Annotated in this window: 26 protein-coding genes and 1 tRNA gene; 12 read left to right on the top strand and 15 right to left on the bottom strand. The window is 67.3% G+C overall.

The window, feature by feature from the left end:
• Positions 1-18 precede the first annotated feature (18 nt).
• The 4 genes from araA to ACU18_RS03740 form a co-directional block, all read right to left on the bottom strand.
• Positions 19-1,539: an L-arabinose isomerase gene (gene araA / locus ACU18_RS03755; protein WP_050684204.1), complete on the bottom strand. Its 1,521-nt coding sequence runs from the start codon at positions 1,537-1,539 to the stop codon at positions 19-21.
• 29 nt (positions 1,540-1,568) lie between these two features.
• Positions 1,569-2,267, bottom strand: a complete 699-nt coding sequence (locus ACU18_RS03750) for an L-ribulose-5-phosphate 4-epimerase (protein WP_050684203.1) — start codon at positions 2,265-2,267, stop codon at positions 1,569-1,571.
• A complete protein-coding gene (gene araB / locus ACU18_RS03745) occupies positions 2,264-3,994 on the bottom strand; it encodes a ribulokinase (protein ID WP_050684202.1) in 1,731 nt (576 codons plus the stop codon). Before araB ends, ACU18_RS03750 begins: the two co-directional genes overlap by 4 nt.
• A gap of 210 nt (positions 3,995-4,204) precedes the next feature.
• Complete coding sequence (locus ACU18_RS03740; protein WP_050684201.1) at positions 4,205-5,218, bottom strand: LacI family DNA-binding transcriptional regulator; 1,014 nt, start codon at positions 5,216-5,218, stop codon at positions 4,205-4,207.
• 71 nt (positions 5,219-5,289) lie between these two features.
• Between ACU18_RS03740 and ACU18_RS03735 the strand changes: the two genes are divergently transcribed.
• Both ACU18_RS03735 and ACU18_RS03730 read left to right on the top strand, forming a co-directional pair.
• On the top strand, positions 5,290-5,499 hold the full coding sequence (locus ACU18_RS03735) for a DUF4287 domain-containing protein (protein ID WP_050684200.1): 210 nt from the start codon (positions 5,290-5,292) through the stop codon (positions 5,497-5,499).
• 29 nt (positions 5,500-5,528) lie between these two features.
• Positions 5,529-6,695 (top strand): SGNH/GDSL hydrolase family protein, encoded by a 1,167-nt coding sequence (locus tag ACU18_RS03730; RefSeq protein WP_050684199.1) that lies wholly within the window; start codon positions 5,529-5,531, stop codon positions 6,693-6,695.
• A 63-nt stretch (positions 6,696-6,758) separates the two neighbouring features.
• Here the strand turns inward: ACU18_RS03730 and ACU18_RS03725 are convergent.
• Positions 6,759-6,831, bottom strand: a tRNA-Lys gene (locus tag ACU18_RS03725).
• Positions 6,832-7,018: 187 nt separating this feature from the next.
• Between ACU18_RS03725 and ACU18_RS03720 the strand changes: the two genes are divergently transcribed.
• From ACU18_RS03720 to ACU18_RS03705, 4 genes are all read left to right on the top strand, one after another.
• Positions 7,019-7,678: a hypothetical protein gene (locus ACU18_RS03720; protein WP_050684198.1), complete on the top strand. Its 660-nt coding sequence runs from the start codon at positions 7,019-7,021 to the stop codon at positions 7,676-7,678.
• A gap of 289 nt (positions 7,679-7,967) precedes the next feature.
• Entirely contained in the window at positions 7,968-8,585 is a 618-nt protein-coding gene (locus tag ACU18_RS03715; protein ID WP_050684197.1) for a DUF47 domain-containing protein, read from the top strand.
• A gap of 1 nt (position 8,586) precedes the next feature.
• Positions 8,587-9,600, top strand: a complete 1,014-nt coding sequence (locus ACU18_RS03710) for an inorganic phosphate transporter (RefSeq protein ID WP_050684196.1) — start codon at positions 8,587-8,589, stop codon at positions 9,598-9,600.
• 165 nt (positions 9,601-9,765) lie between these two features.
• Entirely contained in the window at positions 9,766-10,173 is a 408-nt protein-coding gene (locus tag ACU18_RS03705) for a hypothetical protein (protein WP_050684195.1), read from the top strand.
• 69 nt (positions 10,174-10,242) lie between these two features.
• Here ACU18_RS03705 and pstB read toward each other — a convergent pair whose 3' ends face one another.
• The 4 genes from pstB to pstS form a co-directional block, all read right to left on the bottom strand.
• A complete protein-coding gene (pstB, locus tag ACU18_RS03700; RefSeq protein ID WP_050684194.1) occupies positions 10,243-11,022 on the bottom strand; it encodes a phosphate ABC transporter ATP-binding protein PstB in 780 nt (259 codons plus the stop codon).
• 62 nt (positions 11,023-11,084) lie between these two features.
• Complete coding sequence (gene pstA / locus ACU18_RS03695) at positions 11,085-12,197, bottom strand: phosphate ABC transporter permease PstA (RefSeq protein ID WP_050684193.1); 1,113 nt, start codon at positions 12,195-12,197, stop codon at positions 11,085-11,087.
• A complete protein-coding gene (gene pstC / locus ACU18_RS03690; RefSeq protein WP_050684192.1) occupies positions 12,198-13,130 on the bottom strand; it encodes a phosphate ABC transporter permease subunit PstC in 933 nt (310 codons plus the stop codon).
• Positions 13,131-13,235: 105 nt separating this feature from the next.
• Positions 13,236-14,357, bottom strand: a complete 1,122-nt coding sequence (gene pstS, locus ACU18_RS03685; protein ID WP_050684191.1) for a phosphate ABC transporter substrate-binding protein PstS — start codon at positions 14,355-14,357, stop codon at positions 13,236-13,238.
• Positions 14,358-14,591: 234 nt separating this feature from the next.
• Here pstS and ACU18_RS03680 point away from each other — a divergent pair, with 234 nt between their 5' ends.
• A complete protein-coding gene (locus ACU18_RS03680) occupies positions 14,592-15,719 on the top strand; it encodes an FUSC family protein (RefSeq protein WP_050684190.1) in 1,128 nt (375 codons plus the stop codon).
• Here ACU18_RS03680 and ACU18_RS03675 read toward each other — a convergent pair.
• The 4 genes from ACU18_RS03675 to ACU18_RS03660 form a co-directional block, all read right to left on the bottom strand.
• The gene (locus ACU18_RS03675; protein WP_050684189.1) at positions 15,716-16,576 is read right to left on the bottom strand and encodes a PRD domain-containing protein; all 861 of its coding nucleotides are present in this window, start codon (positions 16,574-16,576) and stop codon (positions 15,716-15,718) included. The genes ACU18_RS03680 and ACU18_RS03675 overlap by 4 nt on opposite strands.
• 40 nt (positions 16,577-16,616) lie before the next feature.
• The gene (locus ACU18_RS03670) at positions 16,617-18,029 is read right to left on the bottom strand and encodes a glycoside hydrolase family 1 protein (RefSeq protein WP_157407552.1); all 1,413 of its coding nucleotides are present in this window, start codon (positions 18,027-18,029) and stop codon (positions 16,617-16,619) included.
• 48 nt (positions 18,030-18,077) lie between these two features.
• Entirely contained in the window at positions 18,078-19,982 is a 1,905-nt protein-coding gene (locus ACU18_RS03665) for a beta-glucoside-specific PTS transporter subunit IIABC (protein WP_050684187.1), read from the bottom strand.
• Between the two features lie 175 nt (positions 19,983-20,157).
• Positions 20,158-20,745: a TetR/AcrR family transcriptional regulator gene (locus ACU18_RS03660; RefSeq protein ID WP_050684186.1), complete on the bottom strand. Its 588-nt coding sequence runs from the start codon at positions 20,743-20,745 to the stop codon at positions 20,158-20,160.
• Between the two features lie 83 nt (positions 20,746-20,828).
• Between ACU18_RS03660 and ACU18_RS03655 the strand changes: the two genes are divergently transcribed.
• Entirely contained in the window at positions 20,829-21,230 is a 402-nt protein-coding gene (locus ACU18_RS03655) for a DUF952 domain-containing protein (protein ID WP_050684185.1), read from the top strand.
• A 42-nt stretch (positions 21,231-21,272) separates the two neighbouring features.
• On the opposite strand, the gene ACU18_RS03650 is transcribed toward ACU18_RS03655, so the two are convergent.
• Positions 21,273-21,911, bottom strand: coding sequence for an ANTAR domain-containing protein (locus ACU18_RS03650; protein ID WP_050684184.1), 639 nt, complete (start codon positions 21,909-21,911; stop codon positions 21,273-21,275).
• Positions 21,912-22,081: 170 nt separating this feature from the next.
• On the opposite strand from ACU18_RS03650, the gene radA reads away from it, so the two are divergent.
• Positions 22,082-23,455, top strand: a complete 1,374-nt coding sequence (gene radA / locus ACU18_RS03645; RefSeq protein WP_050684183.1) for a DNA repair protein RadA — start codon at positions 22,082-22,084, stop codon at positions 23,453-23,455.
• A 30-nt stretch (positions 23,456-23,485) separates the two neighbouring features.
• Here the strand turns inward: radA and ACU18_RS03640 are convergent, their stop codons facing one another.
• On the bottom strand, positions 23,486-23,746 hold the full coding sequence (locus tag ACU18_RS03640) for a hypothetical protein (protein WP_050684182.1): 261 nt from the start codon (positions 23,744-23,746) through the stop codon (positions 23,486-23,488).
• Positions 23,747-23,863: 117 nt separating this feature from the next.
• Between ACU18_RS03640 and ACU18_RS03635 the strand changes: the two genes are divergently transcribed.
• From ACU18_RS03635 to kdgD, 3 genes are all read left to right on the top strand, one after another.
• The gene (locus ACU18_RS03635) at positions 23,864-24,334 is read left to right on the top strand and encodes an NUDIX domain-containing protein (protein WP_050684181.1); all 471 of its coding nucleotides are present in this window, start codon (positions 23,864-23,866) and stop codon (positions 24,332-24,334) included.
• Positions 24,335-24,425: 91 nt separating this feature from the next.
• Positions 24,426-25,313, top strand: coding sequence for a LysR family transcriptional regulator (locus ACU18_RS03630; RefSeq protein WP_050684180.1), 888 nt, complete (start codon positions 24,426-24,428; stop codon positions 25,311-25,313).
• 177 nt (positions 25,314-25,490) lie between these two features.
• Complete coding sequence (gene kdgD / locus ACU18_RS03625; RefSeq protein ID WP_050684179.1) at positions 25,491-26,405, top strand: 5-dehydro-4-deoxyglucarate dehydratase; 915 nt, start codon at positions 25,491-25,493, stop codon at positions 26,403-26,405.
• Positions 26,406-26,461 lie beyond the last annotated feature (56 nt).

Raw genomic sequence — 26,461 nt, 5'->3', positions numbered from 1 at the left:
CCGGGCCGAAACCGGACCCTAAAGCCCGCCGGCGAGCTTGTAGTACGCGGCGTTCCAGTTCAGGTCCTTCTTGAACTGGCGGATGGTGGTGTCCTCATCGATGGTCAACAGCTCGGTCTTGGCGATTTCGGCGAAGTCCTCAAACACGTCCATCCCTACCTGCGTGGACAGCACCGTGTGGTGCGCGGCGCCGGCCGTGAGCCAGGCCGCGGCGGAGGTGGCGAAGTCCGGCTGGGGCTTCCAGAGGGCACGGGCGACGGGCAGGTTGGGCAGGGGCTGGTCCAGCGGCACCACGTCCACGGCGTTGGCCACCAGGCGGAACCGGTCGCGCATGTCGGACAGGGCGACGACGACGCCGGCGGAGGCATCGGCGTCGAACACCAGGCGGACGGGATCTTCCTTGCCGCCGATGCCCAGCGGGTGGATTTCCAGGCGGGGCTTGGTGGCGGTCAGCGACGGGCAGACCTCCAGCATGTGTGCGCCGAGGATCTTCTCCGAGCCCGGCTCCAGGTGGTAGGTGTAGTCCTCCATCAGGGAGGCTCCGCCGGGGAGTTCCCCGCCCATCACCTTGGCGGCGCGGACCAGGATGGCTGTCTTCCAGTCACCCTCGGCGCCGAAGCCGTAGCCGGCGGCCATCAGCCGCTGGACGGCCAGGCCGGGCAGTTGGCGGAGGGCGCCCAGGTCCTCAAAGGACGTGGTGAACGCCGCGGACCCGTTGGCTTCCAGGAAGCTGCGCAGCCCAAGTTCGATCCTCGCACCGTAGCGGAGCGAGTCGTGCCGGGCCGCGCCTGCGCGGAGTTCCGGGACCACATCGTAAAGCTCCTCGTATTCCGTCACCAGGGAGTCGACGTCGGCCTCCGCTGCCCCGTGGACGGCGTCGGCGAGTTCGTTGACGGACCAGGTGTTGACCGAGACGCCGAAGCGCAGCTCGGCCTCGGTCTTGTCGCCTTCGGTGACGGCGACGTTGCGCATGTTGTCGCCGAATCGGGTGAGCTTGAGGGTGCGGACGGCGGCCCAGCCGGCGGCGGCGCGCTGCCAGGACCCCACCTGCCGGGACACCTCGGGGTTGGAGACGTGCCCCACCACGGTCTTGCGGGCGATGCCCAGGCGGGACTGGATGTAGCCGAACTCGCGGTCGCCATGGGCGGCCTGGTTGAGGTTCATGAAGTCGAAGTCAATGTCCGCCCAGGGCAGGTCCCGGTTGGCCTGCGTGTGGAGGTGCAGCAGCGGCTTGCGGAGCAGGTCCAGGCCCTGGATCCACATCTTGGCGGGGCTGAACGTGTGCATCCAGGCGGTGACGCCGATGACCGAATCGTTCGAATTGGCCTCCAGCGCGGTCCGGCGGATGGCGTCGGAATCGGTCAGGACCGGTTTCCAGACGATCCGCACCGGCACCGAAGAACTGGCGTTGAGCTGGTTGGCGATCTCCTGGGACTGGGCCGCCACCTGCTTGAGGACATCCTCGCCGTAGAGGTGCTGGCTGCCGGTGAGGAACCAGACCTCAAAGCCGTTGAGGGAGGTGCTTGCTGCGTTGGACATGGATTCTCCTGGAAGTTGGTGCCGGGCCATTACTGGCCGTAAACGTTCTGGTAGCGGGCGTAAAGGGAGTCGATGTGGCCCTGGTCGATGGACACCGGCTCGCCGAGCTGCCGCGAGATGTGCACGGTGCGTGCCACTTCCTCGCACATCACGGCTGCCTTCACGGCCGAGGTGGCGTCCTTGCCGATGGTGAACGGGCCATGGTTCTGCATCAGCACGGCCGGGGAGCTGGAGCCGCGGAGGGTCTCCACGATGCCTTGCCCGATCGAGTCGTCGCCGATCAGCGCGAAGGGGCCCACCGGGATGGACCCGCCGAACTCGTCACCCATCATGGTGAGTACGCACGGGATCGCCTCGCCGCGGGCGGCCCAGGCGGTGGCGTAGGTGGAGTGGGTGTGGACCACGCCGCCCACCTCCGGCATGTGCCGGTAGACGTAGGCATGCGCTGCCGTGTCCGACGACGGCGACAGCGCCGGGTTGCCCCATTCCGCCCCGGCGTTGCCAGCCACGGGCACCCCGTAAAGGTCGGTGACCACCATCAGCTCGGGGGCCAGCCCGTCGTAGGAGACGCCGGAAGGCTTAATGACCATCAGGTCCTCGCCGGGGACCCGCGCGGAGACGTTCCCCGCCGTCCAGACCACCAGCTGGTACCGGGTCAGCTCGGCGTGCAGGGTGCAGACGTCGGCGCGGACTTTGGCAATGGCGTCCAGGATTCCGGCGGCGCTCATGCGTTCACCCCGGCAACTGCCTCAGTGTCCGCCCCGGCTGCCGGGAGCGAGCCGGCGGCCCGCCGCTGGATGGCCTTGAGCCGGTGCATCACGTTGTTGGTGCCGCGGCCGAAGTAATCGTGCAGGGTCCGGTATTCCTGGAACAGCTCATCGTAGGCAGCCACGTTTTCCGGGATCGGGGTGTACACCTCGCCGGGTTCGGCGCCCATGGCGGCGGCGGCCACGCGGATGTCCGGGTACTTTCCGGCAGCCACGGCGGCGTGGATGGCTGAGCCGAGGGCCGGGCCCTGGGTGGAGCCGATGGTGGAGAGCTGCAGGCCGGTGACGTCGGAGTAGATCTGCATCAGGAGCCGGTTCTTCAGCAGGCCGCCGGCCACGATGAACTCCTTGACGGGTACTCCGGAGTCCCGGAAGGCGTCCACGATGGTGCGGGTGCCGAAGGCCGTGGCTTCAAGAAGTGCCCGGTAGGTGTCCTCGGGCTTGGTGGCGAGGGTTTGGCCCACCACGATGCCGGAGAGTTCGTGGTCCACCAGGACCGAGCGGTTGCCGGAGTGCCAGTCGAGGGCGATCAGCCCGTGCCCGCCGATGGCCTGTGCGGCGGCCAGTTCGGTGAGGTATTCGTGGATGCCCAGGCCGGCCTTCGCGGCGGCCTGGTGGTAGGCCGGCGGGACGCCGTGCTTGGTGAACCAGCCGAAGATGTCGCCAACGCCGGACTGGCCTGCCTCGTAGCCCCAGAGCCCGTCCACTATGCCGCCGTCCACCACCCCGCACATGCCGGGTACTTCGCGGAGTTCGGTGCCGTTCATCACGTGGCAGGTGGAGGTACCCATGATGGCCACCAGCTGGCCCGGGTCAACGGCCCTGGCTGCGGGCGCGGTGACGTGGGCGTCAACGTTGCCCACGGCCACGGCGATGCCTTCCGGCAGTCCCGTCCAGGCCGCAGCTTCGGCGGTGAGGTAGCCGGCGGCGTCACCCAGCCGGCCAATGGTGTGTTCGAGTTTGGTGCTGACGAAGTCCTCGAACCCGGGGTTGAGGGCGGCCAGGAAGTCCCCGGAGGGGTAGCGGCCGTCCTGGTAGATCCCCTTGTAGCCGGCGGTGCAGGCGTTGCGGACGTACTGGCCGCAGAGCTGCCATACGATCCAGTCGGCGGCTTCCACCCAGTGGTCCATCTCGGCGTAGGCCCCGGGGTCCTCTTCCAGCAGCTGCAGGCCCTTGGCGAATTCCCATTCCGAGGAAATCAGTCCGCCGTAGCGCGGCAGCCAGGCCTCGCCGCGTTCCGCGGCGAGCTGGTTGATCCGGTCCGCCTGGGGCTGGGCCGCGTGGTGCCGCCAGAGCTTCACGTAGGCGTGTGGCCGGTTGGCGAAACCGGCCACCTCGTTCAGGGGCGTGCCATCGGCCTTGGTGGGCACCATGGTGCAGGCAGTGAAGTCAGTGGCGATTCCGACGACGGCGGCCGGATCGATCCCGGCGTCGGCCACGGCTGCCGGGACGGCGTTGCGCAGGACATCGCGGTAGTCGTTGGGGACCTGGAGGGCCCACTCGCCGGGAAGCCTGGCGGATCCGCCGGTGCTTGCGGGCAGGGCGTCGGTGACCACCGCGTGCGGGTAGTCGAATACGCCGCTGCCCAGTTCCTTGCCGTCCCGCACGCGGACCACCACGGCGCGGCCCGAAAGGGTCCCATAATCCACGCCGACGACGTAAGCGTCCCGGCCTTCCACAGCGTCCATAAGAAGATTCCTTCAGTTGCTGCCGCCACTTCGCGGCCTGAAACTATTGTGAGCGCTAACAAGATGTGAGTCAAGGGCATCGGGCGCCCGGTGGCGCTGAATCTGCCCACCTTTGCCGCCTGGCACCCCGGTGACGACGGCGGGTCGCCGGGATACGCCGTCGGCCGCCTCCAGAGGTGGGAATATCAGCGGCAGGGCTGCCGGAACGGGTCAGGCGGGAGGTGCCGTGCTGGCCCGCAGCACCAGCTCGGGGGTCACCACGATGGAGCTGACGCCGGCGCCGGCTTCGATCTCCTTCAGCATGGCGTCGATGCAGCGCCGGCCCAACTCCTCGAAGTCCTGCCGGACGGTGGACAGCGGCGGCGTGAAGTACCCCGCTTCGGGCTGGTCGTCGAAGCCCACCACGGAGACGTCGTCGGGCACTTTCACCCCGGCCTCCGCGAAGGCACGCAGCAGGCCCAGCGCCATCTGGTCGTTCCCCACAAAAAGGGCCGTCGCCGTGAGCCCGGCAGCGAGGGTCCGGCCGATCCCGTAACCGCTGCCGGCACTCCAGTCCCCCTCCAGCAGGAGTTTGTCCGGCAGGCCGGCGTCGCGCAGGGCATCCCGCCAGCCTTCCGCGCGTTCGGACCCATCCGTCCAGTCCGGCGGCCCCGACACGTGGCCGATCCGCCGGTGCCCCTGCGCAATAAGATGCTCGACGGCGATCCTGGCGCCCCGGCGCTGGTCCACCATGGCGCCGCTCACCGCGCCGCTGCCCGCGGATCCTACGGCCACCACCGGGACGGGCAGGTTCAGCTCCTCCAGCGTCAGCAGGGTATCCGCGTGCGGCACCAGGACCACAATGCCATCCACTGCCTGGTCCATAAAGTGGTTCACGGCGTCGGAAATGGCCTCCCGGCCCACCTCCCGCAGCGCGGCGATGCTGACAAAATATCCGGCGTCCCGGGCGGCCTGCTCCACCCCCAGCAGCGTGTTGGCCGGACCGTACTGGGACAGCTCGCTGGCCAGCACCCCGATGGTCTGCGAGCGCCGGGTGACCAGGCTCCGGGCGGCCGTGTTCCGCCGGTAGCCCAGCTGGGCTATTGCCGCTTCCACCTTTTCCCGCGTGGCGCTGCTGACGTTGGGGTGGTTGTTGACCACCCGCGAGACGGTCTGGTGCGAAACCCCGGCGATGTCAGCCACGTCCTCGAGACGCGGCATCCTGCCCTTGCTGCTGTTTGCCATGTGCCTATTCTGCCGGTGCCGGCGGGGCGTGGTGCTCCCCGCGCCCCGCCGGACCGTGCTGGAATGGCGGGATGAGCGAAAACGTCAAGGGCCCGCGGTCCTACTTCCCTTCCATTGAAGCCAAGTACGGCCAGCCTGCTGAGCATTGGCTGGCGGCGCTGGATGCCGTGGCCGGGCTCAAGCACGCGGAACAGGTGACCTGGCTGAAGTCCGTGCACGGCATGGGCCACGGCCACGCCAATGCGCTGGTCCACGTGTACCGCGCCGGGCAGGGGAGCTAAGCCATCGTCGCCATCTTGCGGGGCCGCGCGTGAGCTCCGACCTGTCCCCCGCCGCCGTGGCAGTGGCGGTCCGCGGCGCCCTGGACGTCAGCCACGGGCCCGGGGGGACCGTGATCCGCCGGCTGCCGGCCTGGGCGCAGGCGCAGTTCGGTGGCGACGTTGCCCTGCACAACGCCAATTCCACAGCCTCCGGGGTCCGGCTCGACTTTGAGACGGAGGCGGCCTGGCTGGAAATCGAGGCTACCTTCATCCGGGAGTCCGCCGCCTGGCGGTGGCGTCCGCTGCAGCCCGCAGCCATCAGCGTCACCGGCCCGGACGGGTTCGAGGAAAGCCGCCTGGTCAGCGACGGGGACGTGGTGGAAACCTTTCCCGACCGCCCTCCGGTCCTGACGCCGGGCGCCCCCTCAGTGCTGCGGTTCGAGCTCCCCGGCCCCCGCCGCCGCCGGACCGTTTCCGTTTGGCTGCCGCACCGCGGCCGGCTCAGGATCCATGCTGTCCGCGCCGGGGAGCCGCTGCGGCCAGCGCCACGCCGGGAACCGCGATGGGTCCACTACGGCAGTTCCATCAGCCAGGCCTCGCATGCGGACACGCCACTGGGCGTGTGGCCGGTGATCGCCGCCCGGAACCTGGGCCTGGACCTGTTCAACCTGGGGCTGGCCGGCTCCGCGCACCTCGACCAGTTCGTGGCGCGGACCATCCGGGACCAGCCTGCCGGGCTCATCACACTGAAGGTGGGCATCAACATCATCAACAGCGCCAGCCTGCGGCGCCGGACCTTCGCCCCGGCCCTGCACGGGTTCCTGGACACCATCCGGGACGGCCACCCGGAGACGCCGCTGGTGCTGATCTCCCCCATTCACTGCCCGGAGCACGAGCAGGGACCGGGCCCGTCCCGGCTGGTGGACGGCGCCTTCCTGGCCACGGACCTTCCCCGCCGGCCCAACGACGGGCTGCTCACCCTGCAGGATGCCCGGGACATCATCGCCGGCGCCGTGGCGCAGCGGCAGGCCGACGACGGCAACCTCCACTACGTGGACGGGCTGGAACTCTTCGGCGCCGCCGACGCCGCCCACCTGCCGGACCGGCTGCATCCGGACCCGGCGGGGTACGCCCTGATCGGCCGGCGCTTCACGGACGTTGCCGCGGGTGCCGCGTGGCTGCCGGCCTCCGCTGGGCCGCGGGTTGCCGGCATGTAGTCCCGGAATGCAGAAATCCCCCGGCAACCAAAGCGGCTGCCGGGGGATTACCACGTTCGCGGGTGGGCCCTGTGGGGTTCGAACCCACGACCCACGGATTAAAAGTCCGATGCTCTACCAACTGAGCTAAAGGCCCCAACCGGAGGTCCAAACGCAGAGCGTCGGCACCTTCCGGCCCAGTCCATTTCTGGACGTTAATACTCTAACCCATGAATCCGGCGCCTGGGCACGCGACCCGGGCGCCGCCGTCGTGCCTCTCCCTCCACGCCTGAAGGCCAGGGGGACGCTCGATTTCAGCGGCGGCACAGGAGTAGCGTGGGGGCATGAGCGAGCAAGCAGCACCTACTCCCTATGGCGGCGCAAACCGGCACCACAAGCCGAAGCCTTTCGCCCCCATCGATTTCGAGCCGTTTGCCGGCGGCGCGGACCCGGCGCGGGTCTCCGAGGCCGCCCACCTTGCAGCCCAGGCGCTGGTCCGGCACGGCCGCGACAGCGACGACCCCGTCATCACCGAACGGCTGGTCCGCCTCGCCGACGAACAGGGCCTGGAAGCAATCGCCGAAATGTGGGCCGAAAGCCCCGCCCGGTCCCTGCCCGGCGCCTTGTGGCGGCTTTACGCCCTCCGCGCGGCAACGGTCCAGGATCCCGAGCGGATTTCCGTTTACTTCCGGGCCGGCAAGGACACGGCCCAGGTGGCCAACGTGGTGGCAGGTGCTGCTGAGCCGCCCGGAGCCGAGGAAATGACGGCCATGGCGGACGCCATCCTTTCGGGGGCGTTCGACGGCGAGTTCGACGTTGCGCTGGAGCGTTCCGCCGCGTTTTGCCGCGTCGTGGCGCTGGGCCAGGCCACGATCGCCGACGGCGCCGAGCACTCCAACGAAGCCCATGCCAGCAAGCTGACCCGCAACTCCCACCAACTGGTGAAGACGGCCGAGGACCTGGAACACGCTGCCAACGCCTGGCGGCTGGGCGAACTGGACTGACGGCCGCCCGCACCCGGGCCGCCGGATCTGTCAAGGTTGACTTGCGCGAACCAAAGTAGAACACTGAAACCGGTGCCGAGCCGCGAAACCCCCGGGCTTCAACATTCAGCCGCCTAGAGCGGCCTACCGCCGAGAGGCGTATCCGGTTCGGCACCATTTTTCTGTCCTCTTCCGGTCCCGTTCCAAGGCACCAGACCCGGGCCGGTAGAGTTAGCCCCAGTTGCGCGCCGGCGTCAAGTCACACGGCAGCAAACCCTGCCCTGTACTTTCCCCGGAGACCGGTAAACACGTGAAGCTGCGCCTTTTCCCCCAGGAGCCCGCCGGGCTGAACCTCCTCTCCCAGATGGCGCAGCAGATTGTGCTGGCCACGGCCACCCTGGCGGAAATCCTCGGCGTTCCGGCCTCCGAGCACGGCAAACTCGTGGACGACATGCACAACCATGAAGCCAGGTCCGCGGAACTGCACTTTGCGCTGCTGACCCATATGCGCACCAGCTTCGTGAACCCGCTCCCCCGCGAAGACATGTACGCCCTTTCCCGTTACCTCAACGAAGCCATGGAAAAGATGGACGCGGCAGCGGACCTGGTGGGCCTCTACAAGCTGGACCGGCTGCCCAAGCGCGCCGCGGACCAGCTGGAAATCATCAGCAGGCAGGCGGAGCTCACCGTGGACGCCATGCGCCGGCTGAACAACCTCGATGACCTCGAGGATTACTGGATCGAGATCCTGCGGCTGGCCAAGCGTGCGGAACGGACCCACCGGGTATGGGTGGCGGACATGATCGCCGACATGAAGTGGGCCCAGTACTCCCGCAACCGTGACATTGCCAACCAGCTGGTGGAAGTCACCAAGGACATGCGGCGCATCGCTACCCAGGTGGGTAGCATCATCGTCAAGGAATCCTGAAGTGACAGCTGTTATCTTCGGCGTGGTGGTGGTGCTCACCGCCGCGTTTGCTTTCCTCAACGGCTTCCGCGACGTTTCCACCTCTGTGGCCCTGGCCACCCGGACCAGGGCGCTGACCCCCAGCGTCGCCGTGCTGCTGGCCGCCTTCTTCAACCTGGTGGGGGCGCTCCTGAGCGCCAGCCTCGCCGTGGCTGTCGCCAGGACCTGGATCAGCCTTCCACCCGGCCCTGAGGGCCTGGGGATCCTGACTGCAGGCCTGGTCAGTTCCTGTGCGTGGGGGCTGCTGATGTGGCGGCGCGGAATTCCGGCGTCGTCGACCCACGCTTTGGTGGGCGGCCTGGCCGGCGCGGGGCTCGCGAGCCTGGCCGTCGGCGGCGGTGGCGTGGGCGGGGTGGACCAGTCGCTGCTGTTCCAGGTGATCCTGCCGCTGCTGCTGTCGCCGGTGGTGGCTTACAGCGGAGCTTTCCTGCTGGTTTATCCGGCCACCTGGGGCGCCCGCTACACCCAGCCCAATGTGGTGAACCAGCGCTTCCGGCGAAGCCAGGCCATTGCGGCCGGCGCGGTGGCCTTTGGGCACGGTCTCCAGGACGGCCAGCGCGTCAGTGCCGTCCTCCTGCTGGCACTGCTGGCTGCCGGTTATGCCGACGGCGGCTCCATTCCGGTGTGGGTTGCCCTGCTTTCCGCGGTGATGATCACCGCGGGGACCCTCTTTGGCGGCTGGCGCATCTCCTACACCATTGGCCACAAGATAACCCGGATCGATCCGCTACGGGGTTCAGTCGCGCAGATTTTCAGCGCCGTGATGCTGTTTGTGGGTGCCATCGGCCTGCACTGGCCGCTGTCCACCACGCACCTGGTGACCGCATCGGTCCTCGGCGCCGGGGAGAACCAGAACTTCTCCGTCACCAACCGCCGCCTGGTGATCCGGATCCTGGGTCTGTGGCTTCTGACCCCCGTGGCGGCGGCCGCCCTCGGGTTCGTGCTCGCCCTGGCGCTGACGCCGCTGGAGCACTGAACACCCGCGGGACCCTGTACAGGGCATCCGGGGTGACGTAAATTCGAGCATATGTTCCGCAAGGGGGCCGGAACTGCCGTTCGACGTCGTATGCAGGGCAGCGGACGGGTGCCGCTGCAGCGAATCGGCGGCTACGTATGCACCACATGGAAAAGAGCGCACGCCTTGTCCATCCCGAATCAACGGCGGCTCCCGCCCCAACCCCGACAGCTCCGGTGCGGCAACTGCGGCACGGAACACCACCTGACCATCCACGCCGTCATTGCCCTGGGCAGTTCTGACGGGGACCTGGTCACGGTGTCCTACACCTGCGACGGCTGCCGGCTGTTCCATGAACACCCGGCATACTCGGCGGACGTCTCAGCAGCCCTCAACCAGGTGCGCGGAATAGCCGGCGTGATGGTTTTTGGCGAGGATTTCATCCACTGCGGATTTCCCATGGCAGGGACGGACCACGAGGTGGAACGGCTCAGCTACCGCAACGCCAACACCAACGCCGGGCTCAGCGCCATTTCGCTGCCAACGCGGGTGCTGAAGTGCCGCTGCGGGTTCCACTTGGAGGTCCCGGAATAACGGCAGGCCCCCGGGCGACGGCCTGCCGGAAACGGAAAACTGCCTCCTGGGTCCGCCGGCACCAGAGGTTTATCCGAAGCGGCCGGAGACGTAGTCTTCGGTGGCCTTCTGGGTGGGGTTGCTGAAGATGCCCTGGGTTTCGCCGAACTCGATCAGCTTGCCGGGCTTGCCGGTGCCGGCGATGTTGAAGAACGCGGTTTTGTCGGACACACGCGCGGCCTGCTGCATGTTGTGGGTCACGATCACCACCGTGTACTGGTCCTTGAGTTCGTTGATGAGGTCCTCGATGGCCAGCGTGGAGATGGGATCCAGGGCGGAGCAGGGCTCATCCATCAGGATCACCTGGGGTTCCACGGCGATGGCGCGGGCGATGCAGAGTCGCTGCTGCTGGCCGCCGGAAAGCCCGGAGCCGGGCTTCTCGAGGCGGTCCTTGACCTCATTCCACAGGTTGGCGCCCTGCAGGGAACGCTCCACCAGGACGTCGGCTTCGCCCTTGGAGATCTTTTTGTTGTTCAGTTTCACGCCGGCCAGGACGTTGTCCCGGATGGACATGGTGGGGAACGGGTTGGGCCGCTGGAACACCATGCCGATCTGCGAGCGGACCGTGACCGGGTCCACGCCGGGGCCATAGAGGTTGTCGCCGTCGAGCAGCACTTCCCCTTCAACGCGGGCGCCGGGGAGCACCTCGTGCATGCGGTTCAGCGTCCGCAGGAACGTGGACTTGCCGCAGCCGGAAGGCCCGATGAAGGCGGTGACGGACTTGGCCTCGATGTTGATGGTGACGTCCTCCACGGCGAGGAAATCGCCGTAGTACACGTTCAGGTCCTTGACGTCGATGCGCTTAGACATGGTATTCCTTCACTGACTGGGATGAATTGATGGGGGGGTGGCCCGGGCGGGGCGGCTGGAGGTCAGCGGCCGGCTTTGGGCGCGAAGACGCGGGCGATCAGCCGGGCCGCGAGGTTCAGCACCATCACCAGGATAATCAGCACCAGGGCGGCGCCCCACGCCCGCTGCGAGGACGGGTCCGGGTTGGCCGGCGAGGTGGGGTTCAGGATCTGCGTGTAGATGAAGGTGGGCAGCGAGGCCATCCACCCGCCGAAAACGTTGGAGTTGATGCTGGTGGCAAACCCGGCCGTCACCAGGATGGGGGCCGTCTCGCCGATGACGCGGGCGATCGCCAGGGTGACGCCGGACGCGATGCCGGAGATAGCCGTCGGGATGACCACCTTAAGGATGGTCCGCCACTTGCGCACGCCCAGGGCGTAGGCAGCCTCACGGAGTTCGTTGGGCACGATCTTCAGCATTTCCTCGCTGGAACGCACCACTACGGGGATCATCAGGACGGAAAGCGCGACGGCGGCCACGGCGCCGGTCTTGGTGCCCGGCCCCACCACCGCGAAGAAGAAGGCGGCCGCGAAGAGGCCCGCAACGATGGACGGGATTCCGGTCATCACGTCCACAAAAAACGTGATGGCCCGGGCCAGCCGGCCGTCATTGCCGTATTCCACCAGGTAGATCGCGGTGAGCAGGCCCACGGGAACGGAGATGATGGTGGCCAGCAGGGTGATCTGGATGGTGCCGAGGAGGGCGTGGTAAATGCCGCCCAGCACCGGGGCGCCGTCCTCCACCGCCCGGTTGTCATAGACGCCGGTGACGCCGTTCATGGAACTGGTGAGGAAGCCGGGGGCCAGCAGGCCGGGGACTCCGTTGACCAGGACAGTCCAGATGACCGAGACCAGGGGCAGCAGCGCCACGAGGAACGAGCCAACCACCAGGCAGGTGGCCAGTTTGTCCTTGGCGCGGCGGCTGCCTTCGACGGCGGCGCTCCAGGACACCAGGCCCACGGCGAACAGGACGGCCGAGACGATGCCCCAGCCGAAAGCGTTGAAGCCCACCAGGGCCAGGATGGCGGCGCCGACGATCAATGCGGCCGCCAGGACCACCAGCGGGGCGTACTTGGGCAACTGGCCCTTGGTCAGCGCCGAGCGCTTGCTGCGCACGGGGGTGAGGGTGGAGGTCATTTAGTTGGCTCCCGAGAATTCTTTGTGCCGGCTGATGATCCAGCGCGCGAGCATGTTCACGGCCAGGGTGATGACAAACAGGACCAGGCCTGCGGCGATCAGCGTGCTGACCTTCAGTCCGCTCGCCTCGGGGAAGTTCAGGGCGATTTCCGCCGCGATGGTCTGGTTTCCGGACTGGATCAGGCTGGCGGTCAGTGCCCCGGAGGACAGCACCAGGGCCACGGCCATGGTTTCGCCCAGGGCACGGCCCAGGCCCAGCATGATGGCGCTGATGATTCCCGGCCGCGCAAACGGCAGGACGGACATCCGGATCATTTCCCAGCGGGTGGCGCCGAGCGCCAGGGCGGCCTCTTCATGCAGTTTGGGGGTCTGCAGGAAGATTTCGCGGGACAGGGACGTGATGATGGGCAGCACCATCACGGACAGGACGATGCCTGCGGTCAGGATGGTTTTGCCGGTGGCGGACGCCGGGCCCTGGAAGATGGGCAGCCAGCCCATGTTGTCGGCCAGCCAGTTGTAGATCGGCGAGATTTCCTTGGCCAGGAACGCTGCGCCCCAGGCGCCATAGACCACGGAGGGGATGGCAGCGAGCAGGTCCACCACGTAGCCCAGGCCGGCGGCGAGGCCGCGGGGGGCGAAGTGCGAGATGAACAGCGCCACGCCGATGGCGATCGGGGTGGCGATCACCAAGGCGATGACAGCGGCGATGAGCGTGCCCACCACGATGGGCCCGATGTAGGTGAAGAAGCCTGCGCCGCCCTGTATTTCGTCGGCGGGGGCGGTCAGGGCCGGGATGGCCTGGACCACAAGGAAGAGTGCGACGCCGAAAAGGACGGCGAGGATGAGGCAACCGGCGGCGAGCGCGGCGCCGGAGAAGACTTTATCCCCGGCGCGGCCTGCGCCCTGGGTGCTGGTCAGGGAGGTGGCGGTCATTCGACGGCCCTTCGATCGGGAAATGGAGCTGGCGGATGAAGCGGACACAACCACGTTCCCCGCCCCGCTTTTTGGCGGAGCGGGGAACGTGGGGTCAATGCTTGGTTAGGACTTGACCTTGATGGACTCGATCGCCTTGGTGGCCTTCTCCGCAAGGGCGGCGGAGAGCGGCGCCGACTTGGCGGAGTCCGCTGCTGCCTGCTGGCCGGCATCGGAGACTACGTAGTTTTCGAAGGCCTTCACCAGGTCAGCCGTTTCCTGGGTGGCGTAGGTGCTGCAGACCACGTGGTAGGAAACCAGGACCACCGGGTAGGCGCCGGCTTCAGTGGTCTTGCGGTCCAGCTTGATGGCAACGTCGGTGGCCGAGCGGCCTTCGACGGGGCTGCCTGCTTCAACGGCCTTGGCTGCTGCTTCGGCGGAGATCTTGACGAATTCCTCGCCGACCTTGATGGCGGCGGTACCCAGCTTGCCGCCCACGGCGGAGTCATCGGCGTAGGTCACGGCGCCCGGAGTGTCGGTGACGGTCTTGACCACACCGGAGGTGCCCTTGGCGTTTTCGCCCTGGAGGGCTGCGGGCCAGACGCCTGCGGACTTGTCGGTCCAGACCTCGGGGGCTGCTGCGGCCAGGTAGTCAGTGAAGTTGGACGTGGTGCCGGAGTCGTCGGAGCGGTTCACCGGGGTGACCTTGAGGTCCGGAAGCGTGGTGCCCTCGTTCAGGGCGGCGATGGCCGGATCGTTCCAGTTGGTGATTTCGCCGCGGAAGATCTTGGCGACGGTGGCGGCGTCGAGCTTGAGCTCGGTGACGTTCGGGACGTTGAAGGCCACGGCGATCGGCGAGATGTAGACGGGAATGTTGATGGCGCCGTCGGGACCGCACTGGGCCTTGGAGGCTTCGAGCTCTTCGTCCTTGAGGTAGGCGTCGGAACCGGCGAACTGGGCGGAGCCGTCGATGATGGCCTTGCGGCCTGCGCCGGAGCCATCCGGGGAGTACTGCACGGTGGCGCCGGAGTTGGCGGCGGTGAAGCCGGCCTTCCAGGCGTCCATGGCTGCGCCGGTGGAGGAGGCGCCGATGCCGGTCAGGGTGCCGGTGACCTTGGGGCCGGCTGAGGTGGAATCGCCGGCGGGCGTGGTTCCGGTGGCGTTGTCAGAACCGCAGGCGGTGAGCGCGAGAGCGCCGGCTGCAATAACAGCGAGAGCCGCGTGGCGGCCGAAGCGAAGTGCCTTCACAGGATGTACCCCTTCCAGGGTGATTCAGGTGCGGACAGGGAACGGAGAGCCCTGCTGCGCGATGCGTACGTTCAGTACCTTCAAGAAAAGCTATGGGGTGCAGGTAACGGGACGGGCGCCCCAAAGTGAACGGAGAATTAACGACCGCGGGATATTGGCTTACAACTGCCGGGTCACCATTGCGCAGATCACACTTCGGGCCGTAGTACACGCCCCCGCCATAGACTGGAACGCATGGCTTCCGCAGCAGGACTTTCAGCAGGCAGGCGGTTCCTGCACGGCCGCATCAGGACCGGGATGATCCGCAGCAGGAACTCCCTGGTCCCGGCCATCCAGATGACGGTCTGCGCGGTGGGCGCCTACGCGTTTGCCGAATACGTGCTGGGGCATTCCGGGCCGCTGTTCGCTGCCACGTCCTCGCTGCTCGCCCTGGGCTTCTCCCGCGAACCCCGGCTGCGCCGGGTGGTGGAGGTGGGGCTGGGCTGCACCATCGGCATCGCCGTGGGTGACCTGCTCCTGCACTGGCTGGGCGGCGGAATCTGGCAGGCCGCCGTCGTGCTTCTTTTCTCCATCCTCCTGGCCCGGTTCCTGGACAGCGGCACCATCTTCACCACGCAACTGGGGCTGCAGTCACTGCTGGTGGTGCTCCTGCCGGCGCCCGACGGCGGACCGTTCACCCGGAGCATCGACGCCGTAGTGGGCGGCCTCTTCGCCCTGCTGATCACGGTGCTGATTCCCAAGGATCCCCGGCGGGAACCGCGCAAGGACGTCCGGAAACTGCTGCACGAACTGGCCGAGGTGCTGCGCGAATGCGGTGACGCGCTGGCCAACAGTGATTCCACGCAGGCCTGGCACGCGCTCATCCGGGGCCGCAACTGCCAGCCGCTGGTGGACGGAATGCGCCAGTCGCTGCGGACCTCCGGCGAGGTGGCCACCCTGGCCCCCGCCTACCGCAGGCACCGCGACGAGCTGGACCGGCTGAAGGAATCGCTGGACTTCATCGACCTGGCGCTGCGCAACAGCCGGGTGTTCGCGCGCAGGCTCACCAGCGCCATCAACCACGCGGCCCTCTCCGACGAGGCCACGGAAAACATCGCCGAGGTGCTGCAGGAAACCGCTGCCGCCATCGAGGAACTCTCCCTTGGCCTGGCTGAACAGCAGGACGGTGCCCGCCGCGCACACCTGCGCACTGCCCGCCGCGACCTGAGCGAAATCGCGTTGCGCCTGCATCCTAAGCTGCTCCAGGTGCAGCGGCTGGAGGGCGAAACGGTGGTGATGCTGTTCCGGCCGCTGATGGTGGACCTGCTGGAGGCCACGGGAATGGACGCGCAGGAAGCCCGGGACGTGCTGCCGGCGCTCTAGCCGGCCGTCTGCTGGGACAGGCGGAGATCGTCCGCCATCCGGGCCACATGCAGGGTGAGGTAAGTGACTTCGTCCTCGGTGAGCGGCTCCCCCAGCCGCAGTTCCAGGACCGCCTGGAGCTTCAGGGCCGTGCCGTAGGCATCCGGGTACGCCTGCCGGATGGCCAGGCCCAGTCCGGTGGCGCCTTCGGCGAGCTGCCTGCCGGTGTGGGCGCGGACAAAGAAATACCGAAGGTGCGTGATAAAGCGGGCCGCGTTCACCGTTTCCCGGTCGAAAGCCCGCCCGTAAGCCTGTTCCAGCACCTCGAACAGCTGCGCGAACACCCCTGTCATCTGGTACGTGTGGGAGAGGTCGCCGCTGGCAAAACCGGCGTTCACCAGATGCAAGGCAATGGCAATGGCCTCTTCCGGCGGCAGGTTCTCCGCCAGCTGCCGGTTGACGTAGTCAACAATCTGCTGCGCCATCCGGAGTTCGTCCGGGTACAGGTGGGCCACTTCGGCCCGCAGCGGGTAGTCCATGGCCAGGCCCTGGCGGAGCCGTTTGATGGCGAAGCTCAGGTGGTCCGCGAGCGCCACCACGGTGGTGGAGTTCAGCGGCCCGGACATTCCGGCGCGGGCTATTTCCAGGGCCTGGTCCGCCAGGGCCAGGTGTTCGGGCGGGATGGCCGCCACCAGGGCGCCGAAGTTGTCCGCGTTGCGCCCATCCTCCGGGACGAACACCTGAACCACTTTGGCCTCGTCCACCTGCTGGCCGGGCTTGGCCTGGAAGCCCAGGCCGCGGCCGGTAAGGATAACTTCGCCCTTACCGGCCGCACGTGCGAGGACGACGTTGTTGTTGAATACGCGCAACACTTCCATGTCGTCCTCCATTCTTCGTTGAGCGGGTTTCAGCGGGGTACTACTTTTTCAGGCTCGCGCCGTTCGAAGCGATGACTTCCTTGTACCAGCCGTAGGACTTCTTGGGGTACCGGGCCAGCGAGCCGGTGCCGTCGTCGTTCCGGTCCACGTAGATGAAACCGTAGCGCTTGCTCATCTGCGCCGTCGAGGCGCTGACAATGTCGATGCAGCCCCAGGAGGTGTAGCCCAGCAGCTGGACGCCGTCCTCGATGGCTTCGCCGGCCTGGACCAGGTGGTCGTTGAAGTAGTCGATCCGGTAGTCGTCAACCACCGTCTTCCCGCCGTCGACCTCCACCAGGGTGTCCACGGCGCCGATGCCGTTCTCCACAATGAACAGCGGCTTCTGCCAGCGGTCCCAGTAGTCGTTCAGGACCACGCGGAGGCCCTGCGGATCGATCTGCCAGCCCCACTCGGAGGCCTTGAGGGTGGGGTTGGGGACGCCACCCATGATGTTGCCGGCGCCCTTGATCTTTTTGGCCGGGTCCGCTGTCTCGCAGATGCTCATGTAGTAGCTGAAGGAGACAAAGTCCACCGTGTGCTTGAGGTCTTCCCTGTCCTGGACGGTGATCTCCAGCTCGATGCCCTGGTCCCGGAACCTGCGCAGCAGGTAACCCGGGTATTCGCCGCGGCAGTGGATGTCGCCGAACGCGTAGCTGTCCTGGGCGGTGTGCATGGCTGCCACCACGTCCGAGGGGTCCGGGGTCAGCGGGTAGGTGGGCAGCGCGATGATCATGCAGCCCACCTGCGCGGCGGGCATCAGTTCGCGGGCCAGCTTGGTGGCGCGGGCCGAGGCCACCAGTTCGTGGTGGATGGCCTGGTACAGGTCCTGCTGGGTGAGCTGGTCTTTGGGCGTGGGGATGCCGCCGGAGAGGAACGGCTCGTGGATGACCGAGTTGATCTCGTTGAACGTCAGCCAGTACTTCACCCGGGTGCCGAAGTTTTCGAACAGGGCGCGGCAGTAGTTTTCGTAGAAGCCGATCAGTTGCCGGTTGGTCCAGCCGTTGTACTTCCGGGCCAGGTGCAGGGGCGTCTCGTAGTGGCTGATGGTGACCATCGGTTCGATGCCATGCTTTTCCAGCTCGTCCAGGAGACGCGAATAGTACGCGAGGCCTTCGGCGTTGGGGCTGGCCTCGTCGCCGAGGGGGAAGATGCGGCTCCAGGCGATGGAGAACCGGAAGACCTTGAACCCCAGGTCGGCGAAGGCTGCGATGTCTTCCTCGTAGCGGTGGTAGAAGTCGATGGCCACCTGCTTGAGGTTGTCCGGGGTGGGGCCCTCGGTGGGGGTCTCGGTGATGCCCTTGGGCATCACGTCCTGGATGGAGAGGCCCTTGCCGCCCTCGTTGTACGCGCCCTCGATCTGGTTGGCGGCGGTGGCGCCGCCCCAGAGGAAGCCCTTGGGGAATGTGGTGGTCACAGTACGTTTCCTTTGCAGTGCGGGAATGGGGAAGCCGGCAGGTGCCGGTCAGACCTGGACGGTGATGGCGGTGTCGCCCTGGGCCAGGGTGCCGCCGGTGACGGCGTCCACGCTGGCGAGCTGGGCGGTGTTGGTGACCATCACCAGGGTGGTGGTGTCGTACCCGGCCGCGGCGACGGCGGCGAGGTCGACGACGGCGAGCAGGTCGCCGGCGCGGACCTGCTGGCCGCGGGTCACGGCAGCTTCGAAGCCGCGGCCGTCCAGCTGGACGGTGTCGATGCCGATGTGGACCAGGACTTCCACGCCGCTGTCCGACTTGATGCCGTAGGCGTGGCCGGTTTTCATGGCCGCCTTGATGGAGCCTGAGATCGGGGCGTAGATGCGGCCGTCGGCCGGGATGATGCCCAGGCCCTTGCCCATGGCGCCGGAGGCGAAGACCTTGTCCTGCACGTCGGCCAGGGCGATTGCCTGCCCGGCGACCGGGGCGATGATATCCACGGCGCCGGTGACCGCTGCAGCCGGGACGGGCAAAGCCGCCTCCAGCGCAGCCTCTGCGGGCGACGGGCCGGAAGTGCCGGCGTCGGCCGATTCAGGCGCCGCTGCTTCGCGGGGGCCGAAGAAGAAGGTCAGGGCGAAGGCGATGGCGACGGCGACGCCGGTGCCGGCGAGCTGCAGGCCGAAGTTGCCCACCGTTCCGAAAGCGGGCAGGCCCAGCAGTGACGGGAAGACAAACGCGGTGGCGCCGCTGCCGCCTGCTGCTGCGATGGCGCCGCCCACCACACCGCCGGCGATACCGAAGTAGAACGGCTTCTTCAGCGGCAGGTTGACGCCGTAGATGCCGGGTTCGGTGATACCGGCCAGGAAACCGGAGAGCGCTGCGGGGCCGGCTACCGCGCGGCGGGCCTTGTTGTGGGTGCGGAACATTACCGCGAGGGTGGCTGCAGCCTGGGCCAGGACCGCGGCCACCAGGGGACCCATGAGGAGGGAGTAGCCCTGGGTGCTGATTTCGTTGAGCATGCCCGGAACCAGGCCCCAGTGCAGGCCGAAGAGGACAAAAACCTGCCAGAATCCGCCCATGATGCCGCCGGCGAGCCAGGGGGCGAAGGTGAAGGCGGCGTTGATGCCGGAGGAGAGGCCCTGCGCGGCGAAGGTGGTGACGGGGCCAACGGTGAGCAGGATCAGCGGGACCATCACAACGATGGTGAGCAGCGGGGTGGTGAAGTTCCGGATGGCGGCGGGGAGCACGCGGATCAGGAAACGCTCCAGGTAGCCCTGCAGCCAGACGGCCACGATGATGGGGATGACGGAGCTGGTGTAGTTCATCATCACCATGGGGATGCCGGCGAAGCTCAGGGGTTCCGTCGCGGCGGCGAGGGCCACGATGCTGGGGTAGACCAGGGCGCCGGCGATGGCCATGGAGGTGAACTGGTTGGCCTTGAACCGCTTGGCTGCGGTGACGGCCAGGAAGACCGGCAGGAAGTAGAACAAGGAATCCGCTGCCGCTGCCAGGACTATGCTGGTCTGCGAAACGGGGTCCAGCCAGCCCAGCTGGGTGGCCAGGCTGTGGAAGGCCTTGAGCAGGCCGGCGCCGGCGAGGGGCCAGATGATGGGCGAGAAGATCGCGGAGATCATGTCGATGAATCGGTTGAACAGGTTGCCCTGCGGGGCGGCTTCCTGCTCCTGCGCGCTGTCATCGCCGAGCCGGGTCAGCTTGCCCAGCTCCGCGTAGACGGTGGGGACGTTGTCGCCGATGACCACCTGGTACTGGCCGGCGGCCTTCATCACCGTGATGACGCCGGGCAGCTTCTCCACTGCCGGGGTATCCGCTTTGGATTCGTCCCGCAGCTTGAGCCGGAGCCGGGTGGCGCAGTGGGTGGCGCTGGCGATGTTGGCTTCGCCACCCACCCCCTCGAGGATATCTCCGGCCAACGACCGGTAGTCCACACTTGCCATGTCAGACCTCTCTGTCTATTTTTGGGCACAAAAAAAGACCCGAGATGCACGGACTGTGCGTCTCAGGTCTTGCCTCGTTGCCGAGTAACAATCCTGTAGGCGAAATCGCCTTCGGGACCTGACTATACAGGCTGGCGGAAGCTGCGGGCAAGTGCTTTCCCGGTTGGAATACGGTTTATGCGGCGTCCGGGCAGATGAGGGCCAGGGCGCGGCGCGCGTGGGCCCTCGCCTGCTCCTGGTCGGGTGCCGGCGCCAGGCCGAGGAGCCGCCGGCGGTGCGCCTCGCCAAGCAGCAGCGTATAGAGCGCTTCGGCGGCCTCCCGGGGGGCTGGCGATGGGGTCCGCTCAATCAGCGCGGCCAGGAAGCTGATGGACCGCTGCGGTCCGTGCCGGTAGAAGGCCGCAGCCAATCCGGGGAGGCGGGGTGCCTCCGCGATGACCATCCGGTGCAGCGTCACGGCGTCATCCGAATGCAGGCTCTCCACAATCCGCGCGGCCGCCTCCGCCAGGGAAGTTTCCGGCTCCAGCGCCTGCGCCAGGTACGCGTGCTGGCGGTCCACCGCGGCGGTGAACAGCCCCTCCTTGTCCGTGAAATAGGCGTAGATGGTGCGCTTGGTAACCCCGGCCTGATCCGCCAGCGCGTCCAGGGAAGTCCCCGCAAAACCGCAGTGGCCAAAGAGCCGGATGGCCAGATCGAGGATCCGCTGCTGCCGCTCTGCCCGTTCGCCGGCGCTCGGCCTGCCGCGCTTGCGTTCCAGTTCCATGCACCGCTCCTTCACTTTGGCTGCAGTAGCGATTCTACGCGCTTAATGACACGATGGCGTTTCATTACGAGGAAGGATTCATCATGAGCGGACAGCGCCTGGTCCATGTGGCCATCGAGGATGACTGGGAGGCCTGCGCCCGCTTCGGCGAATACGACGTGGCAACCCGCGCCACCATGTTTGATGACACCGGCTTCATCCACGCCGCCACCGCCTCGCAGCTGGCCTGGGCGCTGACGGGGACCTATGCGGACCTGGCCATTCCGCTGGTCCTGGTGGTGCTCGACGAGGAAGCGCTGGCCGCCGAAGGCGTCGCCGTCGCCTGGGATCCGGAAGGGCCGGCCGACGGCGGTACACCCCCGGTGCCACGCCTCCTCGGCGCGATTCCCACGGAGTCCGCGGCAGTGGTGGCCCGGGTTCCGCTGGAGCGGGCCGGCGACCGGTGGCTGGTCCCGGACCTGGCGGGCCTTGGCGTCCGACCCTAGTTCCTGCGGAGGCGGGCTGGTTGCGGCGTTGACGTGTGGGCCCTACTGGAGCAGCGGGTGATCCGGTGTTGTCCCGCTTGCGGCGGAAGCGATGGCACGCTCGATGATTTCGAGGGCGATCACGGACACCTTGCGGTTTGATTCGTTGCTCAACTGGCTCATGAGGGCGTATGCCCCGTCCGCATCGACGCCGGTGCGGCCCATCAGAATGCCCTTGGCCTGCTCAATCGCCGCCCTGCTGCGGGCTGATGCGGCAACGGCCTCCGTGGCGAGCTGGTGACGGTCCGTGTGAATCGATTGGGTCAGGTCCGCCACAACGCCCCACACGCCAACCGGCGCATCTCCCTCAAGGATGTAGTCCGCGGAAAACAACAACTTGTGCTGACGGTTTTTGGCGTCGCGGATGGAGAGGTAAATCGATGCGGGTCCCCCCACGGAGGCAACATGATCCCAATACGCCAGGACTGTCGGGCGGTCTGCAGGCTCGATGTGGGCGAGCGCCATGTCCATCGAGGGAACAATCTCCCCTTTTTCGTATCCATAGATACGGTACAGCCCGGCCGACCAGTGGAAGACGCCTTCCGCGAAGTAATACCTGACGGTCCCTGTGGGGCAGTCCAGGAAAGTGTTGTGCGGCGTCACGGGGGTCCGCTGGTCTGCTGTTTCGCTGCTGGATGTCACTGATGGGCCATTCGACGGGCTTAGTCCCGGCCCCTGCTGGACCGCGAACTTCAAGGAATAGATTAGCGGCTCTTTTACCCGCCGGTGCAGTCTCCATCCGGCCAATCATGGGCTCGCGGTGACGTCCTGCAGGTACGGGGATGTCGGTGCCCGCGGCTAGGGTTGGACGCATGGCAACAAAGACTTCCCGGGCGTCCAAGGCGCCGGCCTACAAATGCGCCGAATGCGGCTGGACCACCGTCAAATGGGTGGGTCGCTGCGGCGAATGCCAGGCGTGGGGATCCGTGGAGGAAACCGGCGCGGCGGTGGCCCGGACCACGGCCGCCACCACGGTTCTGGAACCGGCACGGCGCATCGCCGACGTCGATGCCACCACTGCCGCGTTCCTCCCCACCGGCGTGGACGAGTTGGACAGGGTGCTGGGCGGCGGCCTGGTTCCGGGCGCCGTCATCCTGCTGGCGGGCGAGCCCGGCGTCGGCAAATCCACCCTGCTCCTGGACGTGGCGGCCAAATTTGCCCGCACCGCCCAGGACGTCCTGTACGTGACGGGTGAGGAGTCCGCGGCGCAGGTGAAGCTCCGCGCGGAGCGGATCGACGCCGTCGCCGAATCCCTGTACCTCTCGGCGGAGACGGACCTTGGCCAGGCGCTGGGACAGGTCGAGAAAATCGAGCCGCGGCTGCTGATTGTTGACTCGGTCCAGACACTGAGCAGTGCGGACGTGGACGGCAGCGCCGGCGGCGTGTCCCAGGTCCGCGAAGTGGCAGCCTCCATCATCGCCGCAGCCAAACGGCGCAACATGACCACCCTCCTGGTTGGCCATGTCACCAAGGACGGCTCCATCGCCGGCCCCCGCCTGCTGGAGCACCTGGTGGATGTGGTGTGCCAGTTCGAAGGTGAACGTCATTCCCGGCTGAGGCTGCTGCGCGCCGTCAAGAACCGCTACGGCCCCACGGACGACGTCGGCTGCTTCGACCTCAACGAAAACGGCATCGAGGGCCTCACCGATCCCAGCGGACTGTTTGTCAGCCGCACCAAGGAACCCGTGTCCGGCACCTGCATCACCGTCACCATGGAAGGCAGGCGTCCGCTGCTGGCGGAGGTGCAGTCCCTGCTGGCCGAAAGCCCCAACTCCCAGCCGCGCCGGGCCACCAGCGGGCTGGACAGCTCGCGGGTGTCAATGCTGCTTGCCGTCCTCCAGCAACGCGCCGGCTGCCTGCTCCACAAGGACGATTCCTACGTGGCCACCGTGGGGGGCGTGAAGCTCAGCGAGCCTGCCACGGACCTTGCCGTGGCGTTGGCCGTGGCGTCGGCGAAGGCCCGGAAACCCTTGCCCATCCGGCTGATTGCCTTTGGCGAGGTGGGGTTGGCGGGTGAAGTCCGCCCTGTTCCCGGCATCAACCAGCGGATCCAGGAGGCGCACCGGCTGGGCTTCACGCACGCCGTGGTGCCGGCAAGCCACAACGGGCCCGGTCCTGTACCGCCGGGCTTCTCCGTGCGGGAAGTGGAGCACCTGACCGAGGCCTTGAGCCTGCTTATCGGCTAGCGGCAGCCTGGTGCCCGGCGGCCCACGCCGTCAGGACTGCGGCGGCTGGTCCGGGGATTCGTCCGCGAAGAGCCAGCCGGAGACGTCGTCCCGCAGCACCACCAGGGTTCCGCCGGTGGAGCTGACGTTGCCGGTGGACACGTAGTAGCCGCGGCCTGCGCCCGGTCCCCCGGCCGCCCGGTCGATGGCTTCAAGCAGGTGCCGCGGCAGGTGCCCCTGCGGGCCCAGGTTGCGGAGCTCGGTGTGCTCCTCCGGCGTCAGCCGGCCCAATACGTTCTCGATGCTGGCCATGATGGGTCCCTTCGAGCAAAGTGCCTGAGGGCTTAACCTAGATCAGCGCCATGAATTCGGGGTTAACGCCGGACGGCGGATCAGGGCCGGCCGCGCGCCGGCACAGGGAGGAGCCAGATGCCGGTCCGAAGTGCGGGGATCCTGCTCTACCGGCGGGACAGTGCCGCCGGCCTGGAGGTCTGGATTGGCCACATGGGCGGCCCCTTCTGGGCCCGGAAGGACGCCCATGCCTGGTCCATCCCGAAAGGCGAATACACCCCGGACGAAGACCCGCTGGCGGCCGCGCTGCGGGAATTTGCGGAGGAGATGGGGACGGACGCACCGGACGCCGAGTACCGCCTCCTGGGGGAATTCCGCCAGTCCAGCGGGAAGATCATCACCGTGTTTGTCGCCGAACATGACTTCAACCCCGGAATTGTCGCCAGCAACACCTTCCCGTTGGAATGGCCCAGGGGTTCGGGCACCATCCGGGATTTCCCGGAGATCGACGATGCCCGCTGGTTTTCCCTCGAAGAGGCCCGGCTGAAGCTGGTCAAGGGCCAGCTCCAGGTCCTGGATGCGCTCGTGGAGCTGGCCCGGCTGGACTGACGCGCGGACCGCCCGCCCGCGCGCCGCCGCCGCCGCCAGATATGATGCCTCCAAGGATTTGGCCGTACACCGTTGATACCCGGAAGGCATTATGTTCACCTTCGACCAGCTGGCAGGGTTCGTCGCCGTCGCCGAGGAACTGCACTTCGGCAGGGCCGCCGAACGCCTGAACATGACGCAACCGCCCTTGAGCCGCCAGATCCAGAAACTGGAGCGGATCGTCGGCACCGAGTTGCTGGAGCGGGACAACCGGAAGGTGCAGCTGACCCCCGCCGGGCTGACGTTCCTGGACGAGGCGCGCCGCCTGATCACGCTGGCTGAGCGGGCTCCTGCCACAGCCCGGAGAATCGCTTCCGGTCGTTCCGGGGTCCTGCGGATCGGGTTCACGGCGGCCGGCGGCTTCAGCGTCCTGGGCCCACTCCTGGAGCAGATCTCCGGCATCATTCCGGACGTGGACATCGAACTGCAGGAACTGGTGACCGGCGAGCAGCTGGACGGACTGCTGACCGGCGAACTGGACCTGGGCCTGGCGCGCCCGCCCTTTGACAGCCGGACCTTCGATTCGCGGTTGCTCTCCCACGAAGCCGTGATGCTGGCGGTCCCGGCCGGGCACCCCCTGACGGCGCTGGACCGGCCCATCGGGCCGGAAGACTTCAGTCACGAGGCGCTGATCATGCACTCCCCCACGCAAGCCCGCTACTTCTACGACCTGGTGGTCCGGCTCCTGCCCATCCGCCACGGCAATGTGGTGCACACCGTCAGCCAGATTGTGACGATGGTTTCGCTGGTGGCGGCCAAGCGCGGGGTGGCGCTTGTCCCCTCCTCCGCCACGGTGCTGGGCATCAGCGGCGTCGAGTTCCTTCCCTTGGCGCCCGCACCCGGCAACCAGGTGGAGCTGTACGCCTTGTGGAACCGGAAGGTCAGCAATCCGGCATTGTCACGGCTGCTGCAGGACCTGGAGTTCGACGCCGGCCCGTAGCCCAGCGCGGGCCGCACCGCCCAGGCCTGGTCAGCTAAGCCGCCTGACGTCGTTGATACCTGCAAGGTATCAATCCATCCATTAAAACTCTTGGACAGGCATCAAAAGCATTCCTAGGCTGAAGGGAGAAAACAGCCCTCCGCCGGCCAGCCGGCGCCGCAATCAAAGGAACGCATCATGGCCAAGTACACCCCCCAGGAACTCGCCGCAACACTCAAGGAGGGACTGCTCTCCTTCCCCGTCACGTCCTTCGACGCCGAGCTGGCGTTCGACGAGGAAAACTACCGTAAGCACCTTGCCTGGCAGGCCAGCTTTCCCGTTGCCGGCCTGTTCGCTGCAGGCGGCACGGGCGAAGGATTCTCCCTGACCCCGGCGGAATCGGCACGCGTGGTGCGTACCGCCGTCGACGAAGTGGGTTCCCTGGTTCCCGTCCTCGCCTCGGCCGGCGGCTCCACGGCCCAGGCCATCGAGAACGCGCAAGCCGCCGAGGCCGCAGGGGCCGACGGCCTCCTGGTGCTGCCCCCCTACCTCACCGAGGCGGACCAGGCGGGACTGGCCGAGCACGTCAGCGCCATCTGCAGGTCCACCTCACTGGGCGTCATCATCTACAACCGCGCCAACGCGATCTACAAGGACACCACGGTGGCCCTCCTGGCGGACCGGCACGAGAACCTGATCGGCTTCAAGGACGGCGTGGGCGACCTGGAGCACGACGCCCGGGTTTACGCCAAGCTTGGCGACCGGCTCTTCTACCTGGGCGGACTCCCCACGGCGGAGACGTTCGCACTTCCCCTGCTGCAGCTGGGCATGAGTACCTACTCGAGCGCCATGTACAACTTTGTCCCGCAGTTTGCCCTGGATTTCTACCGGGACGTCCGCAACAACGACCGTGCCGCCGTGAACCGGAAGCTCAACGACTTTGTTATCCCGTACCTGGATATCAGGGACCGCGTGAAGGGCTACTCCGTGTCCATCGTCAAGGGCGGCCTGGACGCGGTGGGCCGTTCGGCAGGCCCGGTCCGCACCCCGCTGCAGAACCTGGCGCCGCAGGACCTCGCGGACCTCAAAGCCCTCATCGCCACCCTCTCCTGACCGCCTACCTCCTAGGAGTAAATACCGTGACACTCACCGGACATTCCCTGATCGCC

It is taken from the genome of Arthrobacter sp. ZBG10 (assembly GCF_001238605.1).
GTDB lineage: Bacteria > Actinomycetota > Actinomycetes > Actinomycetales > Micrococcaceae > Arthrobacter.
This window is presented reverse-complemented; position numbering and strand designations above follow the sequence as displayed.

Excerpts from the sequence above, each read along its gene's own strand:
- radA (WP_050684183.1), top strand. The coding sequence starts at position 22,082 with ATGGCAACAAAGACTTCCCGGGCGTCCAAGGCGCCGGCCTACAAATGC.
- ACU18_RS03750 (WP_050684203.1), bottom strand. The coding sequence starts at position 2,267 with ATGAGCGCCGCCGGAATCCTGGACGCCATTGCCAAAGTCCGCGCCGAC.
- ACU18_RS03635 (WP_050684181.1), top strand. The coding sequence starts at position 23,864 with ATGCCGGTCCGAAGTGCGGGGATCCTGCTCTACCGGCGGGACAGTGCC.
- ACU18_RS03665 (WP_050684187.1), bottom strand. The coding sequence starts at position 19,982 with ATGGCAAGTGTGGACTACCGGTCGTTGGCCGGAGATATCCTCGAGGGG.
- ACU18_RS03720 (WP_050684198.1), top strand. The coding sequence starts at position 7,019 with ATGAGCGAGCAAGCAGCACCTACTCCCTATGGCGGCGCAAACCGGCAC.
- kdgD (WP_050684179.1), top strand. The coding sequence starts at position 25,491 with ATGGCCAAGTACACCCCCCAGGAACTCGCCGCAACACTCAAGGAGGGA.
- ACU18_RS03640 (WP_050684182.1), bottom strand. The coding sequence starts at position 23,746 with ATGGCCAGCATCGAGAACGTATTGGGCCGGCTGACGCCGGAGGAGCAC.
- ACU18_RS03660 (WP_050684186.1), bottom strand. The coding sequence starts at position 20,745 with ATGGAACTGGAACGCAAGCGCGGCAGGCCGAGCGCCGGCGAACGGGCA.
- ACU18_RS03740 (WP_050684201.1), bottom strand. The coding sequence starts at position 5,218 with ATGGCAAACAGCAGCAAGGGCAGGATGCCGCGTCTCGAGGACGTGGCT.
- pstA (WP_050684193.1), bottom strand. The coding sequence starts at position 12,197 with ATGACCTCCACCCTCACCCCCGTGCGCAGCAAGCGCTCGGCGCTGACC.
- pstC (WP_050684192.1), bottom strand. The coding sequence starts at position 13,130 with ATGACCGCCACCTCCCTGACCAGCACCCAGGGCGCAGGCCGCGCCGGG.
- araB (WP_050684202.1), bottom strand. The coding sequence starts at position 3,994 with ATGGACGCTGTGGAAGGCCGGGACGCTTACGTCGTCGGCGTGGATTAT.
- ACU18_RS03655 (WP_050684185.1), top strand. The coding sequence starts at position 20,829 with ATGAGCGGACAGCGCCTGGTCCATGTGGCCATCGAGGATGACTGGGAG.
- pstB (WP_050684194.1), bottom strand. The coding sequence starts at position 11,022 with ATGTCTAAGCGCATCGACGTCAAGGACCTGAACGTGTACTACGGCGAT.
- ACU18_RS03735 (WP_050684200.1), top strand. The coding sequence starts at position 5,290 with ATGAGCGAAAACGTCAAGGGCCCGCGGTCCTACTTCCCTTCCATTGAA.
- ACU18_RS03675 (WP_050684189.1), bottom strand. The coding sequence starts at position 16,576 with ATGGAAGTGTTGCGCGTATTCAACAACAACGTCGTCCTCGCACGTGCG.
- ACU18_RS03680 (WP_050684190.1), top strand. The coding sequence starts at position 14,592 with ATGGCTTCCGCAGCAGGACTTTCAGCAGGCAGGCGGTTCCTGCACGGC.
- ACU18_RS03630 (WP_050684180.1), top strand. The coding sequence starts at position 24,426 with ATGTTCACCTTCGACCAGCTGGCAGGGTTCGTCGCCGTCGCCGAGGAA.
- araA (WP_050684204.1), bottom strand. The coding sequence starts at position 1,539 with ATGTCCAACGCAGCAAGCACCTCCCTCAACGGCTTTGAGGTCTGGTTC.